This is a genomic window from Moorena sp. SIO3E8 (genome assembly GCF_010692445.1).
GTDB classification, from domain to species: Bacteria; Cyanobacteriota; Cyanobacteriia; order Cyanobacteriales; family Coleofasciculaceae; genus Moorena; species Moorena bouillonii.
Genome location: NZ_JAAHHM010000018.1, coordinates 59,973 through 77,825 on the forward strand (window position 1 = coordinate 59,973; position 17,853 = coordinate 77,825).

At 41.8% G+C, this 17,853-nt stretch carries 13 protein-coding genes; 1 reads left to right on the forward strand and 12 read right to left on the reverse strand.

Annotated elements, in window-relative coordinates; all coding sequences use genetic code 11:
• Window positions 1-7 precede the first annotated feature (7 nt).
• The 10 genes from F6K46_RS09730 to F6K46_RS09775 all read right to left on the reverse strand — a co-directional run bounded on the left by F6K46_RS09730 (window position 8) and on the right by F6K46_RS09775 (window position 13,140).
• Entirely contained in the window at window positions 8-802 is a 795-nt protein-coding gene (locus F6K46_RS09730; RefSeq protein ID WP_293052018.1) for a 2OG-Fe(II) oxygenase, read from the reverse strand.
• 146 nt (window positions 803-948) lie between these two features.
• Entirely contained in the window at window positions 949-2,307 is a 1,359-nt protein-coding gene (locus F6K46_RS09735) for an oligosaccharide flippase family protein (RefSeq protein ID WP_293052015.1), read from the reverse strand.
• A gap of 136 nt (window positions 2,308-2,443) precedes the next feature.
• Window positions 2,444-3,466, reverse strand: coding sequence for a glycosyltransferase (locus F6K46_RS09740; RefSeq protein ID WP_293052012.1), 1,023 nt, complete (start codon window positions 3,464-3,466; stop codon window positions 2,444-2,446).
• Between the two features lie 63 nt (window positions 3,467-3,529).
• Window positions 3,530-4,795, reverse strand: a complete 1,266-nt coding sequence (locus F6K46_RS09745) for a glycosyltransferase family 4 protein (RefSeq protein ID WP_293052009.1) — start codon at window positions 4,793-4,795, stop codon at window positions 3,530-3,532.
• Between the two features lie 261 nt (window positions 4,796-5,056).
• Window positions 5,057-5,257: a hypothetical protein gene (locus F6K46_RS09750; RefSeq protein WP_293052006.1), complete on the reverse strand. Its 201-nt coding sequence runs from the start codon at window positions 5,255-5,257 to the stop codon at window positions 5,057-5,059.
• Window positions 5,258-5,492: 235 nt separating this feature from the next.
• A complete protein-coding gene (locus F6K46_RS09755; protein WP_293052003.1) occupies window positions 5,493-7,685 on the reverse strand; it encodes a polysaccharide biosynthesis tyrosine autokinase in 2,193 nt (730 codons plus the stop codon).
• A gap of 619 nt (window positions 7,686-8,304) precedes the next feature.
• Window positions 8,305-9,528: a glycosyltransferase family 2 protein gene (locus F6K46_RS09760; protein WP_075901544.1), complete on the reverse strand. Its 1,224-nt coding sequence runs from the start codon at window positions 9,526-9,528 to the stop codon at window positions 8,305-8,307.
• 38 nt (window positions 9,529-9,566) lie between these two features.
• Window positions 9,567-9,785, reverse strand: a complete 219-nt coding sequence (locus F6K46_RS09765; protein WP_293052000.1) for a hypothetical protein — start codon at window positions 9,783-9,785, stop codon at window positions 9,567-9,569.
• 230 nt (window positions 9,786-10,015) lie between these two features.
• Complete coding sequence (locus F6K46_RS09770) at window positions 10,016-11,059, reverse strand: glycosyltransferase (RefSeq protein ID WP_229415390.1); 1,044 nt, start codon at window positions 11,057-11,059, stop codon at window positions 10,016-10,018.
• A gap of 353 nt (window positions 11,060-11,412) precedes the next feature.
• Window positions 11,413-13,140, reverse strand: coding sequence for a cellulose-binding protein (locus F6K46_RS09775; protein WP_293051994.1), 1,728 nt, complete (start codon window positions 13,138-13,140; stop codon window positions 11,413-11,415).
• Between the two features lie 442 nt (window positions 13,141-13,582).
• Between F6K46_RS09775 and F6K46_RS09780 the strand changes: the two genes are divergently transcribed.
• Entirely contained in the window at window positions 13,583-15,250 is a 1,668-nt protein-coding gene (locus tag F6K46_RS09780) for an alkaline phosphatase family protein (protein WP_075906314.1), read from the forward strand.
• A 155-nt stretch (window positions 15,251-15,405) separates the two neighbouring features.
• On the opposite strand, the gene F6K46_RS09785 is transcribed toward F6K46_RS09780, so the two are convergent.
• Together F6K46_RS09785 and F6K46_RS09790 are read right to left on the reverse strand one after the other, a co-directional pair.
• Complete coding sequence (locus F6K46_RS09785) at window positions 15,406-16,548, reverse strand: glycosyltransferase family 4 protein (protein WP_229415389.1); 1,143 nt, start codon at window positions 16,546-16,548, stop codon at window positions 15,406-15,408.
• 178 nt (window positions 16,549-16,726) lie between these two features.
• Entirely contained in the window at window positions 16,727-17,758 is a 1,032-nt protein-coding gene (locus tag F6K46_RS09790) for a GNAT family N-acetyltransferase (RefSeq protein WP_293051988.1), read from the reverse strand.
• Between the last annotated feature and the right edge of the window lie 95 nt (window positions 17,759-17,853).

Consider the following 17,853-nt stretch of genomic DNA (forward strand, 5'->3'; position numbering starts at 1 on the left):
CCGCTTACTAACTAATTAAGTTATTCAGAAATTTTTTGACTTTGGTTACTGGAGATTTTTTAAGTTGTAATTTTTCTCCTGGTCGAGCCTTAAATAATGTGGAATGATCGCCACCCTTGGAAAGCTCTTCAGCTGGTCTGCCATTGCTGTAGTAGTAAAGTGCCAAAGATTTCCGAGTCCTTCCTTCTGGACAAGTTAATGGATCAGGATGTCCGTGATAGGAAAAATCTGTAGTACTGAATATGACACATCGGTTGAAGATGGGGAGAATTTTTTTCTGAGACTTTGTCATCTCTTTATCCCACATTTCAAAATAACCACCATAGTCTTCTTCCCAATCTTTGTTGAGATATATCAGAAGATTTAAGCGGCGGTCAAGGCGCAATTTTGTATGGCGATTGAAATCAGCATGGATTTTTAAGTAACCACCTTTTTCGATCTGATGCAAGCCACCACCAACAAAATGAGGGTCAGGGATGATTCCATCAATGCCAGTTAAGGTTTCTAAAAAGTTAAGGAAAGTTGATGAATTGAGCTGATACAAAAAAAATCGGGTGTATTCTCCCATTTGAATTTCCGATTTTGAGGCCAGTTTTTTTTCTGGGGCAGCCTCAAACTTTTGCCAATCAATTTCATCAGATTTAGGAAACTCATTCAGAATATTATCTAGGATATCCTCTGGAAAGAAGTTATCCATGATAATGTGTGGAAATGGCTCAGCCTGGGCGTAGGCTTCACAATTATCCTTCGCCAAGTTAGTTAACTTTTCTGGATCTAGGCAATAGTTTAATTTTGAATCCATTTTATTATCCAATTTTAGTCTCTTAGTCAATTTATATGGGTGGTATTTTTTTGATTAGTAATTAAGACTAGTTATTTTTGTAGGAATTGTGATAATTTTTATTTTCTGCTCCCTGCTCCCTGTTCCCTGCTCTGCTGTTCCCTGTTTTAAAAAAGTCCACTGATGGGATATCCAAACCCCAACATATATCGAGCCCAAATCACCCACATCAGTAATGTCAACAGTAGTGAAGTAGCCCAGAGGTCTTGCTTAATAAAGGAAAGCCCTTCACGACAAAGACCATAAGTTATTACTAGATAAGGGAGAATGTCATTGAAGGCAATCACGACTACTGCTCCGAGTGGTCCATTGCCAAACTTTTGCATCACATAAAATCCTAGGGGTATACCAATACAAACATTAAGACTCTTGACTAGTTGACTGTAAGCGTTATAGTTTGGCTTTCCAAGAGCCATCAGAGCTTGCTGAACTGTATCAATCAATAATGCAGGCCAGATGCCTAGGGTCAAGATTGGTAACATCCAAGCTGCTTCATAAAACCTCTCATCATATAAGACAAAAATCGCAATATCTCCAAAAGCAGTACTGACTGTCAACATCAATGCTGCAACCACTAGGATAAGTTGGCGATTGTACCAAATCTTAATCCGAAAGGTTTCCCGAGGCAAGTCAGCCAGTTGAGAAAACGTTGGCAAAAGCACCTTGGAACTAATTGCCGAGATTACCTGAGAAGGTAGGTACGCTAAATTAAAGGCAACACCATAAATTCCCAATAACTCAAATGAAAACAATTTGCCTAGAATTAGTCGGTCGGCTTGGGTCGCGAGAAAGGTAAGCGCCGTTGAAATAAATATCCATTTCCCGAAGGAAAAGATGCTGTTGGCTGCCTCTTTCTCCCAGGTAAAGCGGTTTGATATTCCGGGAATTAACCAATGACTCATTACCATTTTGACCAATGCCGTCAGCACATTTCCAATAGCAAGAGCCCAGATTGTCCGATTGACAAAAGCCCAAGCGACCATCAAGATCAGGCCGGACACTTGCCCCACCAGCTCAAACATCATGATCTTGCCAAATGCCATGTGGCGGTTGAGGCTCCACACAGCAGTGGAGTTGAATCCCTCAATCAGTGGGATCACACCAATGACTGGCATCAGCCCTAACAGCTGCGGGTTATCATAGAAGTGGGCAATCGGCCAAGTAATTATCAGACAAGCCACCCACAGCAAAATCCCCCGACAAACCTGAATAGTCCAGATAGTATTCAGAAAAACTGGGTCATCCCCACGTTTATTCTGGATGATGCTTGCACCAATCCCGACATCGGAGAATAACCGTAAGCCAATGATGAAAACGTTGGCTAGAGCCATTAAGCCGAAAAACTCTGGTGCAAGCAGGCGGGTCAGAACAAGATTACTTGCCAGTCTCAGAAACTGACTTGTTCCATAACCAGCTACTGTCCAAATAGCCCCACGGAGGAGTTGTTTTTTAAGTGATGAGGACATGGTTAGATTTCCGAGTAGGTAGACGGGATGGGTGGGGTTGCAGACTTAAAGGCATCAGATAATTTGGTTAGTTTTAAAGATTGGCTCTACAGCTGATATCTGAGCATGTTGTGTAATGTAGGTTTTAGGTTTTAAGTTACAGCGACGTAGATACTACTTGTTGAGCACCAGATGAATACTCGCGAACGTTTTTTTGCCAAAAACGGGCTGGCTCTTGAGATGAGAAATAACGACTGATATAGTCGTGAGCATTGCGTGAAATATTGTCACGAAGTTCTGCATTCTCTAGTTCCAAAAGACATCGTGCTGCAGCCTCAGGAGTCTCGGCAGCCATAGCAGTCTTACGGTGTTCCATGCAGAAATTTGCCCCACGGGCAGTCTTACCGACTACCACAATTCCTGCTGCCATGGATTCTTGGGGAGGAAGGGCACAACCCTCAACCTCTGCAGATGCCAGGAAGACTTGTGCTCGTCTAAACTGCTTTGCTAGTTCGTGAAAGGGAAGTCCATCCACACGCTCAAATTTCCAGTAGGTACCACCTAGCTTTTGATACCATTCCTCAGTCTCGGTGATGAACTCAGGACCTTTTCTGGGAAAGGCGAAGACCAAACCTGCTTCTCTTTCTGCTTGAGGAATAAATGGAAATGCCTTGTTGTCAACGACATTGGGAACGATCTCAATGTCCTTGCCAGGATAAGTAGCTTCGCATATTTCCTTCATGAAGGGAGAGTCTGTCCAAAGAGCCACACGGCTATCTCGATAGTCAAAATCAGCTTTAACTAAAATTGGAACCTGCAGATAAGCGATCGCTGGTCCTTTGACATCATTGATCAATAGTGTGAGCCAATCAGGAATAATGCATACATCATCCGGACGACGATCTGCCCAACGGATAAAGGGTAAATTGTGAATCCCCCAAGTATTACCAAAGGTGTTACGACCAGTCATGGTGGCAATTACTGCATCAGCCCCAGATTCCCGAGCGGCCAAGCAGTGACGCATGATATTGAGGTCTCCGCCGTTTACTTCGGATTTATAAAGCCACCTACGCCTGACCCAACTCTGAATTGGCTTTAGCTTAGGACGACGAAGGACACGGTATATGAGCTGCCAAGTGGTGCTTGTGGAAAAGTCTGAAAGCAAAAATACAAAACGCATCAGCTAATTTTTATAAATAAGGGAAATTATTAAAAATGCTTATATCTTGCCCCGATTCACAATTTAAATGCGTGAGAGCTTAGGATTGCTTGGTGGTGCCTCAATGGGAACTTGCTTTGGAGGTAGTTCAGGATTAGACCGAAATAGGGCTGACAATTTCTTAGCTTCTGTTGCGACATCATGCCGCTTAGCAACCCGCTCCGCCCCAGCTTTACCCATTTCCTCCAGGGTTTCCACCGGGGAGTTTAAGGCTTGAGCCATTGCTGCGGTTAAGGCTTCAACAGAACCGGGTGGCACCAGCCAACCACAGCTGCCATCACCCACCAACTCCGGTATCCCGGCAACATAAGTAGTAATCACTGGACGAGCCAGGGCTAACGCTTCCATGAGCACGACTGGTAATCCTTCCGCAAAGCTGGGCAGTACCAGGGCTCGTGCTGCTAAAATTTGTTGCTGAACCTCAGTATTACTAGCCCAGCCAGTAATCTCAATGTGGTCTTGCAAACCCAACTGGGCAATAGTCCCTTCAATTTGCGTACGCAACGGTCCATCACCCACTAGTACCAACTTGAACTGCAAGCCCTGAGCCGCTAACTGATGCGCCGCTTCAATCAAGAGTAGATGTCCTTTTTGTTCACTGAGGCGACCAACGCAAACTAAGCGTGGCACGTCTGGTATGGGGGTGTGGGGTTTACTCAAAAACATCTGATCCACACCACAGTGGATCACATGGATTTTTGACCACTGATTGTGGCTGCACCATCGATAAAGCTGGCTTTTGCCAAAGGAACTAACAGCGACCACAAAAGCAGCTCGGTTGATTTTTTCTCTTAAAGCTAAAAGTTGAGATTTATCAAACTCTTCTGGACCATGAACTGTGAAGCTGTAAGATGGTCCACCGAGAGCATGACATAACATCGCTACTGTAGTTGAGTTTGTTCCGAAGTGGGCGTGAACCCTTTCAATATCTGACTCAGAAAACCAACCCAGCAGAACGCAAGCCTCAGCTAAGTAGGCTAGATGATTCAAAACTCCTCGGTCTGAACCCCAGCCGATTTTGAGGGTCAGCCCTAAGGTCTTCAAAAGACGTATCGGTCTGGTTAAGGCAGTGCGTAATAGGCTAAAACACAAGCCCACGATGCCAACTCCTAAGACAAATCGAGTCTTCTGTAGCTCTAGTTGATCGGCTGGATCAACTAGTTGAGAGGCGCAGGAACGGATAGAAAAACGTTTGACTTGAATACCGCAAGCCTCAAGACCTGCAATCTCTCGCCGGATGAAGCTGTGACTTACCTTAGGATATTGATTAACTAGATAGGCAATTGTCATCGTGAACTCGGGGCAACGGTATGTCTGTTTCTAGGAATTTTTCGTAGATTGACACCTTATCTAAGAGATGGAATAGATCGAGAAAAATCTTCAAATGTTTCAAGGGATGTCACCCCTTCATTAACATCACTTGATTAGACTCCATGTCCGTACCAATTTTGCTGCTTCCTCAGACTAAAGCAAGTTTGGTGACAGTATCTTCCTAATTGTTCTTACTAAGTGTGAACTCAGAATCCGGATTGCGATCGAATCGGGGATAGGTCATATCCTGTCCGGCAGAATAAGTTTTGGTTGTTCGCGCACGCGTGGCCTTTTGGCCAAGGTTGGCAGGTTGAAGGTTAGTTTTGGTTGTTCGCGAAGCGTGGCCTTTTGGCCAAGGTTAGTTTTGGTTGAAGGTTGAAGGTTAGTTTTGGTTGAAGGTTGAAGGTTGGCTGGTTGAAGGTTGGCTGGTTGAACGCGCACGCGAACAACCAGCTAACCTTGGCCTTTGGCCACGCTACGCGAACAAACCTTCAAATTCAACCTTAAAACCTTAAAACCTTAAAACCTTGGCCTTGGCCTTTGGCCACGCTACGCGAATGGCCACGCTACGCGAACAACCCTTCACCCCTTCAACCTTCAACCTTCAACTTTCAAATTTCAACCTTTAACCTTCAACTTTTAACTTTCAACTTTCAACCCTTCAGCAACCGATGTTCTAGGGTGAGACAGTCAGGGAAGATGGTTGGACACGATTAACTACTACCCCCAGACAGGTTAAGCCAAACCTGTCTATTTGATCGAGGACTTGCTTGAATTGAGATTTCTTAGTTCCTCTTAATCCGACCACCATCAAGATTCCATCAGTATTGGCAGCCAGGAAATTGGCGTCTGTATAGTTCAGTAGATTAGGAGTGTCATAGATAACCAGGTCAAATTTTTCCTGAAAATGCCCCATAATCTTTTCCATGCGAGTAGACGCCAGATCTTGAGCAGAATCTACTAAAGATTGCCCAGAAGTCAACACAAAAAGATTATCTGAGAAAGGCGATCGCTCCATCACAACCTCTTGGTCGTTTGATAGCAAATCCCTCAGTCCTGGCAAGTTCTGTAAATTCAAATTGGTGTGAAGTTGAGGTGAATGGAGATTAGCATCTACTAATAGAACTCGCTGACCTTTGGAGGCTGCCATGTGTGCTAGGTTTAAGGCTACACTAGACTTACCATCCCCAGCCATAGCCGAGCAAATGGCGATGGAGCGCAGGGGTGGATTACAGAAGCGAAAATGCATGTTAGTGTAGAGAGAGTCGAATGCTTTTTTAAATCGATGATCCTCAGATTTATTGTCATCATCATTGTTAAAATCTACACTATAATTATTGAATAGTTCAGGATTTTTACTAAATGGTATTTCTCCTAAAACAGGGAAATTATGGCCTTCTTCAATATCCTTTATTTCATAAAATATATTCCGAGACTTATCATAAAGGATAACTGTACCCATCCCTAAGCTTAAACCGCCCATAACTCCTAGAAATATCAACTTATTCTGACTAGATTCTGCGATCGGTTGACCGGTCGGATCGCGTAAAAGCTGAGGTTTAGAAACTATCTCCCAAGGCACTTCACGTTGAGCTTTCTCCACCTGCAAGGTCTCTTTCTGAGTTTCCAGTTGGTTGAGAGTTTGAGTAGCAATTTGTAACTGCCGCTGTAGATCATTATACTTACGGACAAAAATCGGGAATTCTTGGACTTCGCGATCAACAGTGTTTTTGGTTTGTATCAGTGCCTGATTACGAACCTGTAGTACCTCAATTTGGTTGGTGGTATCAACCAATTGTTGAATCAGTTGTAAACGAATTGGATTTTGAAGGCTTCGCACTCGGGGGTTAATCGGTTGACCTCCTAAGTTCTGACCCAGAATCCGTTGTACTTCCCGATTGAGAAGGTTTTCTAGGTTTTGCCGTTGCTCTAGTAGGGTTTGAATATTAGGGCTCTCTGGCTGAAAGCGGGCGGATTCTATCGCAATTTGACTTTCTATTTCTTTAAGATCTGCCAGTAACTTCTGATAGTTTGGATCTTCACTCAAGGCAGAAGAAGCTAAAGCTTCCGTTGGCGATAGTTTTAATTGTCTTTGTAAGCTGTTTTTTAATTTTATTAGCTCTTGTAGCTGCCTGGTTGTATCTCTTGTTTGATCGCCAATTTGACGAACTTTATCTGACAATTGTCCCCCATCAAATTGAGGATTAATTAGCTGATACTGCTGTTGCAAAGTTTGCAGATTTCCTTGGAGGCTACTAACTCGATTCTGTAATTGAGGAAGTTGATCATTAATAAATTTTACCCCTTGACCAAGGCGGGTTGTGCGGTCTTCTAAACTATACTTTTCATATTCTTCAGCTGTTGTTTCTAAGACCAACTCTACTAGTTTGGGATCTGTCCCACTATAACTAACTGATAGGATTTTAGTATTTTCACCTTGACTTTCTTCTTCGAGACGTTCAACTGTTAAAGAATACTGAAGTAGCCCAAGGTTAAACTCTGGATACTGGAATTTAATTTTGTTGACGATTTTAGATAAGATTTCAGGACTGGTTAGGATTTTAATCTGAGTTGCATAGTCCAGTTCAAAATTTCCCGCACCAGGTATTGTTCCCTGACCCCGAGTAAGTGTCATTGGTTCAGTGGATATTGCTGCAGCAGATGTGACTGGTTCAACTAACAGCTGAAAATTACCTGAATATGTAGAGGGAGATTTGCTACTCAAAAAGGTAGCAGCAACAGTCACTAAACCTGCAATCCCTGCAACCACCATGGCTTGGCGTCGGGCAATCCTCAAAAGCGGACCGAGATTTAATCCTTTTTGAGGAGTATTTAACTCATCTTGCTCGTTTAATGTTAGTTGTTGCAATTGTCTGCCCCTTTACTAGTTGATAAGGTTTCAGCCCCCTGTTGTATATCCAAGAGGATGCTAATTTTTGCAGGGAGACACTAATAATTACCAACTCTCAGGGCAATAATCCGGATTGTCCAGGTTTATAACCCTTTTCACATCGATGCTATAGTTGATCGATGTAGAAGCAAAATTTATCCATATTATGGAGTGCCGTAAACTCCTTTTGTTTCGGTTATTTATAGTATTTTTTTTACAATACTTTTGTCATGTCAAACTTGATTAATATTAATAAATGCAAATCAAGTTGATACCAATTATTTTAATTACTGCTACAGATAACTTTAATCTTACCATCTCCTCATATCGATCTGTAGTCCGACTGTAAATACTTGGTAATATCCACCAGTTTACTTTTAGTTAATTATACACTTATGATCCTACTATATTTTATAGTATTTATGGGCAAAATATAAAATATTTATCTCCAAAATAGGTAAGCCCAAGGATACTTCCGTGGGCTAAATAATGATATTAAAAATTTAATTAACCCTGACTCTCAAACAATTACTTAACAATCCTATACCTAGGCTAAAGAAGAGACCAGATAATGATCTCTCCTAGTAGAATCAGTTGATTACGATGATGGGGTATCGACTGCATCTCGTTCTGTGCGAATCCACTTGGTCTGAGGTTCCACCAGAAAAGCCAGATAGAGAGGAATTTTCCACAGAATGTAAATCGGCACAGCTAAGAGCATCAGGATCGGAAAGTCTGCTCGGCAAAATTTAGCCCAACCTTCAACAATCGCAATTAACAGCAGCACTCCTTCTATGAGTAAGACAATAGTACTTATCCATGATCCTCCTAAGGCTACCCCGAGTAAAGATCCCCCTGTAGCAGCCACCCAAATTAGAACCAATAGGGACAATGGTGGCACACATAAGTCTAATGCGATCGCTAATAGGTCGAAACGTCTTTGACGAACAGACTCTTTGAGCAACTTAGGAACTTGGTTGAGCAAAGTCTCGATATGACCATGCTCCCAGCGTGACCTTTGACTTTTTGCTGAAGCGTCTTTCATCAAACGACCTGTGACTCCTGCTTGTTGGCAATATATTGGGGAATGTCCAGTGATCGCTAAATCCAAAGCCAACTGCATATCATCAACTGTTTTACTGCCAGCCAAACAGATTTTGCTAATCACTGACCAGGGGAACGCCATTCCTGAACCTGTTAACAAACAAGGTAAGCCCAGTCGATGTAACCCACTCGGACGGACTGTATTTTTGAATTTCACCGCCAGGGTAGAGATCAAATCCTTTACTACCGGTTTGTCTGGTTGTGTCATTAAGTAAGTTGACTGAACCGGTCGTTGTGTAGCGATCGCAAGGCGGGAAATCCGTGAAATTGTTCCTTCAGCAACCATACAGTCTGCATCAACCACCACCACGACATCCGGTGGATTAGGCTCAATAAAGCCCATACCGAAGTCTAAGGCATATCCCTTACCTCTACGCTCATGATCCTGTCGTTCAATTACAATAGCGCCAGATTTCCGAGCCACTGCTGCCGTGTCATCAGTGCAATTATCAGCAATGACTATTAGTTGGTCTTGCTCTGTAAGCTGAGGTAGTAATGTTTCCAGGGTGGCACTGATATCAGAGGCTTCATTGTGAGCTGGAACTAAAACAGCCACCGTTGGTCGGGGTTTGCTAGCATCCCACCATGGCTCAGATGCCTTAGGCAAAATTGCTGCACTACATTGAATCAAAAGAACTGTAATTGGAACGATCAGGGCAAATGCTATTACCAAGAATGGAATATCAATCAATGAGATTAATGGCTGATTAGCTAACACAATTGAACATCCTTAAAGCTTAAACTAAGTTATTTTTTTTAGGGAACAGGGAACAGGGAATAGGGAACAGGGAATCGGGAATAGGGAATAGGGAATAGGGAATAGGGAATCGGGAATAGGGAATAGGGAATCGGGAATCGGGAATCGGGAATCGGGAATCGGGAATCGGGAATAGGGAATCGGGAATCGGGAATAGGGAAGATTGAAAAAATCCTGTTTATCTCATACTTATGAAAAACCCTGTATATTACATCCACTAAATACTCGTTATTTTTGTCAATTTAACCAGTTATAAATTATAGAAAATTCGCTAAACTTATATAGATTAAATAAAAAAATAAAAAATTAAATAACTATCAAATTTATAGAGGTTTTAAAATCTCATCATATCTGTTTTATAATGTTCCCGATTCCCGATTCCCGATTCCCGATTCCCTGTTCCCTTTTTCTATCAATCCTTTGTTCACAACTCAAATACAAACGCTATCTAACTGTTACTATTAAGTACAGTTTTGTACTCAACCAAGTTACTACGCTGTCCTAGCAATCGATTTAGGTGAAATTGAATCTGACCTTGGACTTGAGGAAACTTGCCGATCATGCAAGAGAGACTATAAAGTAAAGCATCTTTTGAGCTCAAACCTGTTTGGGACTTATGACGATAGATCCGGTAACTGATCAGAGGATAACCAAGCAACAGCAATAAGCTCAAGCCATGGGTGAGCCATGCGATCGCAAATACTAACAGGGGTAAGAGTAATCCCCAGAACCAAATGCTCCGGCTTTCTTTCACCCAATGGCGTTCTGGAGTGTGACCGTGTAACCAGGCTCCCTCAGCGTAAGCATGACCTGCTCTTAAGAACCGCTTCCAGCACTGACTAAAACGAGTCATTTGGGCATCATGCCAAGTCATTTCAGCATCTAGGCGAAAAATCTTCCAACCCCTTTGGCGCAGGCGCAGGCACAGTTCCGGTTCTTCACCAGCAATTAGGGTAGGATTAAACCCTCCGACTTGTTCAAAAGCTTCTGTACGCATCATGGCATCACCACCACAGGCGGAAGCTTCACCCACTGGTGTATCCCACTCCATGTCGCACAATCGGTTATATATAGATTTTTCAGGGAAGCGTTCTCGTCGGCGACCACAGACTACAGCGACATTAGGGTTGGCTTCCAGTTCCCCTTGAGCATAGTCGAGCCATCCCCCTACTACCTCACAATCCCCATCCACGAATTGGACAAACTTAAGATTTGGCTCTAAATGTTTGAGATAGATATATCCCGCATTCCTAGCACGAGCTGCAGTAAACGGTTTAGATAGGTCGAGTCCAATCACCTCTACCCCTAAAGAATGAGCGATTTCCACACTGTTATCTGTGGAGCCAGAATCGACATAAACCACACGAGCGGCGTTCTTAATCACAGACAGTAGACACTGACGTAGGCGTTCACCTTCATTGCGTCCAATCACAACTAATCCAATTTGCTTCACACCTTGGGGTTTGTATTCTACAGCTGAGAGATTGTTCATCGTTTAACTGCTTTGAGAATTTAGCTCTTTTCTTGGACGAGGCAAAGAATTGAAACGTAGAGGTAGCACTGAAACGCTGTTTCCCTGTAAGCATATGCGCTACGCGCACGCGTGCGCGTTCAGCCGTCAGCCGTCAGCCGTCAGCTTATTTTATTCAAAAACACCGATTGCGCTACGCGCACGCTGCGCGAACAGTAGTGTGGCCATAAGTTTTTAGCTGATAGCTGATACGCGACACGCTGATAGCTGAATGCTTATGTTTCCCTAACGCTATCGTTGTTGGTGAAAGATTTTAGCCAGATTAAACTGTAGCAGATTCACCCTTGTACAGCTTTCTAGGGAAGTTTACAGAATCAGGAATTTTGATCGATAAAGTCTATGAGAGCATCATACTTGGGTGAACTCTTTTGGTATACATGTTCTAAAGCACCCCAGCTCCCCCATTTAGTCGGCTTCTTGATATCAGAAAAGTGCATAAATAAGCCACCGCCCTGATTCTTCCATTCATTCAGGAGTTGTGTATAAATTTTGTACATTTCTGGATGTCTATTAAGCTCAATGAAAAACTCAGTTAGTTTTTGATTATCGGACTTGACAAGATGTTGACCACCTTCGTAAACCACTAACTGTAGTTTTCTCTTAGCTGCTACTTTTTGATGATAGTTAAAAATTTGATCAATATCACTTAAACTCTCATAGTCTTCTTCTGTGGGAAGTAAACCCCCGGATTTGATCTGCTTAAACGCTTTTGACACTCCGCCATCGGGTTCATTCAACCAAGATTCTATGGTGCTTTCGTTTTCTTCCGCGTTTAAGCTGCCATTAAAATATCCCGCGATCGCAAAAGCATCAATACTATGTTGATAACAAGGAGTATTACCCTCTGCTACCCACAAAGGACAATCCAAAGCAGCATTTTCCAAACCAAGCCATACGGTATGGGTAGCCATAACAGACACAACGTTATTGCTGTCACTACCAAATACCTTTTTCCAAATATCAGACATTTGAGCAGTACGCATGCCATACCATTGCATGTATGCATCTCCTTTATCCTTGCCCCACCTAGCTTGACCTTGAGCTAAGGCATAGTTAGCTTGTTGGAATTGCCAATTCCACACTTCATTAGACAGTTCCACATAAACCCTTAGATTTGGATCTAAGGTATCTTTAACTATTTGGGAAAAATTAGTTATATACTCATCTGTAGCTTGATGGGGCATATTAAACCATGGATCAGCACCAATTCGATTGGCCAGTTTAACCATGATTTCTACAGGTACACCTTTACCGTAAGCGTAGGAGGCATCATCTACTTTTGGTCTATTTGCCCATTCCCCTTGCTTAGAATGATTGGTTTCCATCCAGTCCATAAAACGGATGGCTTTAAATTTTTTAATTTTATTGATGAATTCAGGATTAAATAGTTCAGACTCGTAAGTATCTTCATACTTAGCTTGAACAACACGAATGTTGCGAATATAATTCCCTGTTTGATTAGGATCCGTAGAGGTAATTATTAAATAGATACTAGCCCCAGATGGAGTGACATTAATTACATCTCTTCCTGGCCTTGACGCTACCTCATCTTTGGTAGCATCAAACTTGTATTCTATAGTGCCTTCTCCATCGTATAAAACCACATACTTTCCAGCTGGATAATTTTTCATCCCTGTAAAAAGTAGTGTAGCCACACGAGTATATTCAGGAGAAGCTTCTGGAGCAGGTAAAGACTTAACCCAGCCGTGTTCGTCTAAATCGAGTTTATCGTATTCCTCAGTATCCCATGAACCACTACAGCCTGTTTCTCCAGAGACACATTGAGTAATCCATGGTCTCGAAGATTTGAAGGCATCTAAGAAAGGAAGTTCAGTTGACCAATCAGCAATTCCATTCAGGTTAGTTCCTAAGTTACTAGTTTTATCCAGAGAGTTTTGAACCGTTGATTTACTTAAAAAACTATTAAATTTTTGATAAAATTGTTCAGGATATGTTGGATTAAGCGCAATGAATAAAGTTATACAAAAACTAAAAAAAAATAATGTAATTATTTGGATTTTTTTAAAAAATCTACTGTACACTAATTTTAACTATCAGGGCTAGCAAAACTGACTTTATAATTGGAAGTTATTGGTAAGCTGACTTCACTCAAGTAGCGTTCGTGGCACAGGCTTATAGCCTGTGACGCACGCGCATTAGCTGACTGCTTACATGGCTGGTAATTATCACCACTAATATATACTTAATAAAAAACAGCTATCCGGATTTTTGCTCTAGAGATTTTTATCAAAAGCTTACGCTATATATGAATTTCAGTTAATCTTGTTATAAAGTTATAATAACGAGAAGGATTTTTATAAATCCATAGGTAAAGATCAAAGCAGGGGTATAACGGTAAACTTAGCTGTTGTATAACATAGACCAAATCGAGTTTAATGTCACTCTAAGACTTGCCAAGATTCACGAATGCCCCTGGTTAAGTTGCAGGTTGCATCTCCAGTATTAACATTTACTTTCAGAGAAATGAACAAGCCCGTTATTGCCATTGGACTGGATGCAGCTGAGCCCTCTGTCCTTGAGAAATGGATGTCTCAGGGACATCTCCAGACTATGCGTCGTCTGCGCGACCAGGGAACCTATGGACGCCTAAAAAACTTTGAAGCGTTTAGTGCAGAAACCCCTTGGACAACATTTTTGACTGGCTGCTCGCCTCACACAACTGGGTACTGGTCTCCCTTGGGATTTCGAGAAGGTAGCTATGAGTGCTACACCAAGGCCGCCTATGACTATAGTGAGTATCCTCCATTTTATGCCCTGGGTGAAGATTATCGAGTGGCAGTTTTTGACATGCCTCAAACTCGGCTTTCTGAGAAGGTAAATGGTCCGCAGGTTTTAGCTTGGGGAGCCCATTCTCCTCAAGTAGCTAGTGGGTCTTTACCGACTTCACTGTTTCAAGAACTGGTTGACAAACATGGAGAACATCCAGGACTCCATAAAGACTATGCAGTGTGTCTTGATTTAAAAGGAACACTTCGACTTCGGAAAGTTCTTGAGACAGGGATCTCCCGTCGCGCTACTATTTGTCAAGATCTCTTGCAACGAGGTTCTTGGGACTTGTTTTTAACAGTGTTTGGCGAAGCCCATGCACTGGGTCACAATTTCTGGCAGTTGAGTCAACCGGAGCATCCTCTGTATGAGCATTTTAGTTCCCGTGTTTCAGGTGATCCAATGCTCGAAGGCTTTCAAGCCATTGATCGGGCAATCGGCAAGATTTTAGCCAAAGCACCAAAGGATGCTCATGTCGTCATTTTCTCCGCTCATGGCATGGGTCCTAACACCATGGATACCCCCAGCACGACCTTCCTGCCTGAGTTTCTATATCGCCTGAGTTTCCCTGGCAAATTTGGCCTGGCTAATGGTACTGAGTTGGGAACACCCCCTGAACCGATAATTACCAAAATGAAATGGAACTATTGGGAGCGGCATCTGTGGGGTACCAAGTACGATCCTAATCCCATTAAAAGGTTTTTGAGACGAGAAACTCCCACCAAGCTTTTCAAACTAATCGAGCCATGGTTAGATTCTTCTCAAGAACCCGATCTAATCTCGCCATTCAGGCTAGCTAAGCAAACCGATGTAGTACCTTTCCAACCAGCCGCTTGGTATGCACCGGTCTGGCACAAGATGAAAGCGTTTGCCCTACCAAGCTTTTCAGAAGGATATATCCGCATCAATCTTCAGGGACGAGAACCCCAAGGATTGGTACCGGAATCCGAGTATGATGCCTTCTGTGATGAACTGATCCAAAAGCTTTACGCTCTTAAAGATGCCCGAAAAGGTGTACCGATGGTCAAGGATATCATCAGGACACGGAAGTCGCCCACTGAGCGAAATTGTAAGCTGTCTGATGCCGACTTGGTACTTGTCTGGCAAGATGAGTATGCCACAGATGTGGTGGAAAGTCCTGATGTTGGACGTATTGGTCCTGTACCCCATTATCGTTCTGGCAGCCATCGCCCTGAGGGATTTATCATCGCCGCAGGTCCAGATATTGCGTCCGGTGTTGATTTCGGAGGCGGTCATGCTCTTGATCTTCCCCCCACAATTTTGGAATTGATGGGTGCACCAATTCCTGAATACTTTGAAGGTAAGCCACTACCATTGCTAGCAAAAGAGCTTGTCAACGGTTAATATGCTTACTGCCTTAGAGTGTGGTCAGAAACATTGCCCTCATAGTTAAGTCTTTGTAAATTAGAAATGAGGGATAAGGTAAAGAGGGGATGAGGAGATTTTTACTCCTCTTTCCCCTCTTCATTTTATTCCAAATCTCACAAATCCGACAGGAATCAATTGAACATGCTTATCATCACACGATGTATACGTTCTGCCCATGTATCCCAATTGAGAGACTGATCGTATTCCTCTCTAGAAGACTTGACTAATTGTTCATAGACTGCCCGATCACCAAAGTTATTTGCTATCACACTAGCATACTGATCACTTGAGGCAGATAACGGTAACATATAACCATTTTTCCCATCTTTAATAATTGTCGGAATTCCTCCGACATCAGTTGTGATTACAGGGAGACCAAATGCATTAGCCTCACAAATCACAATTGGTGAACAATCAGCACGGGTGGGAAACATCAAAAAATGGGATTGCAAAAATAATTGATTAAGTTCCTCTCGTTGCTTAGGATTATTTTTATTCAAAAAAGGAATGACCTTTAGCCGCTCATGCTTAATGTCATCCGGTGGCACACAACCAAGCATAACTAGCTCAGCGTCAATTCCCATGTTCAGCAGAGACATCAGAGTTTCAAAGGCAATATTTCCACCTTTTCTCTGCCAATCTTTACCAATAAACAATAAACGGCAACGGGAAGCATTACACTTGGAAAATAGTTGATATACTGACGGGATATCATCTAAATTTGCTCCAAAGGGAATTACTTCAACTTTCTCTGGATCTGCCTGATAGTCGCTAATGGCAGATTTTGCAGCCCATTCTGAAGAATAAACTAGTTTATGAGATTTTGATAATACAGCAAATTCATGTTTTTCTCCTAGTTCAAATTCTTCTATATTTCGATAAATTTGATAGTAGTCATTGTTGATTAGCTTCGGAGTAGCATCGGATAAAAAAATAATAGGAATACTAGTGTCAATTAAACTTAATTCTCCTGATGCAACGGGGGCAAAAAGTAAATCACATGGTGTTTCCTTTAACTGTCTTTGAACGTTAATTATGAATCGATTGAGCTGTTCATTGTGATCAGAAGACTTTAAACCTAAAAATGAATCGATTAATTGGATAGGCTTGACTAGCTTATGCCAATAGGATACTTTTCTGGGATTGCCGAGATTAATCAACTTAAGGTCTCTTGATGCCAGAGACCTATGCATATAATAAAGGGTGCCAGAAAAAGTATTTTTATCTAAATAATTCTGAGAAGAGAAAAAACCAACTTTCAAGGGCTGCATCATCGGTTTTACAAAGGTTGAATCTTGCTATCAAACGTACCGCTTAAATTATAGCTCACTATTAGTTTATGATTTGATGTTGCACCATGACTATTATTCAAATAATTGATAATTTATTGATTTACCAGGATTTAGCTGGTTAATGTCATGGTTTTTAGATATAAAAAATAAACCCTTTGGCCTAGTTAGCTCTAGGGTAATACGGCATTAGGATTTTCTTTAAAGGTTTTAGGGGTTTGACCATGCGCCTCAACTTATGATCAACATAGATCATATAACAGTCAAGAGGCTCGGCTCCAAAACTTTTCTTAAATGCTATAACTCCTGGCAATCCACCACTAGGATTAAAATCAAACCAAGAATATCCTTGTTCACAAGAATCTTTGACAATTTCATACATAACTAAGTTAACTGGTCTTAGATTCAAGTATTTTTCTAAAGATGAGCCATGCCAATACACCACATGTTTCTTGGCGTAGAAGCATAGTGCTCCGCTAATAATTTGGTCTTGATAGTGGGCTAGCCAAAGCTTAACGTTAGGTGACTTAAGTTGAAAAATTGTTTTAAAAAGTTCCCAACTATAGCTACCAAGACTATTATCTCCCCATCGTCGTAATGAATCTTGATAAACTTGATAATATTCCCACCATTGATCTAGGGTAGATGCTGTAGTTACTGAAACTCCTTCCTTGATAGCTTTTCGGACTTTTCGAGCCATAGAACTACCGCCCTTTTTCCAAGTTTTGGAAATTGTTTCAAAACCCACGTCTAAGTTAATGGCGTGAGTGGTATCCTCCTCTTGTTCACTGACACAACTTAGGGCTACAGCTTTACTAGCTAGTTCATTGTAAGGATTTACTCGCCAACTTAATTTACCCCAAAAATTTGTATCTAGAAATTTAACGATTAAAATGGCATGGTCAATGGTAAGTTGGTCTACAGAAATCCATCCTCCAAAGGTTCCGTCTGGTGAGGATGAGTATTTCTTGATAAATTTCTGATTTCCAAGTTTATATGAAAGGGGAATTAAAGCTTTTTTTTGATCTGAGAATAGGATGATTAGAGGATTTGGGCGAATTTCTCCTTGAGTATAGGTATTCCAGATTTCCGCCCATTCTCTTGAATGAAAATAAGTTGAATAATTGCATTGTTGCCAAATTTCATCCCATTCTTCAGAATTAGCGAGATAGCTTTTAGTAATTGATAGGCTCATTGACTACTCCTATAATTATTTTTTGTGATCCTAAGTATTATAAATTTCCTAGTGAATTGCTTGATTAATCTTGACCAAAGGTAAGACAAAGTAAG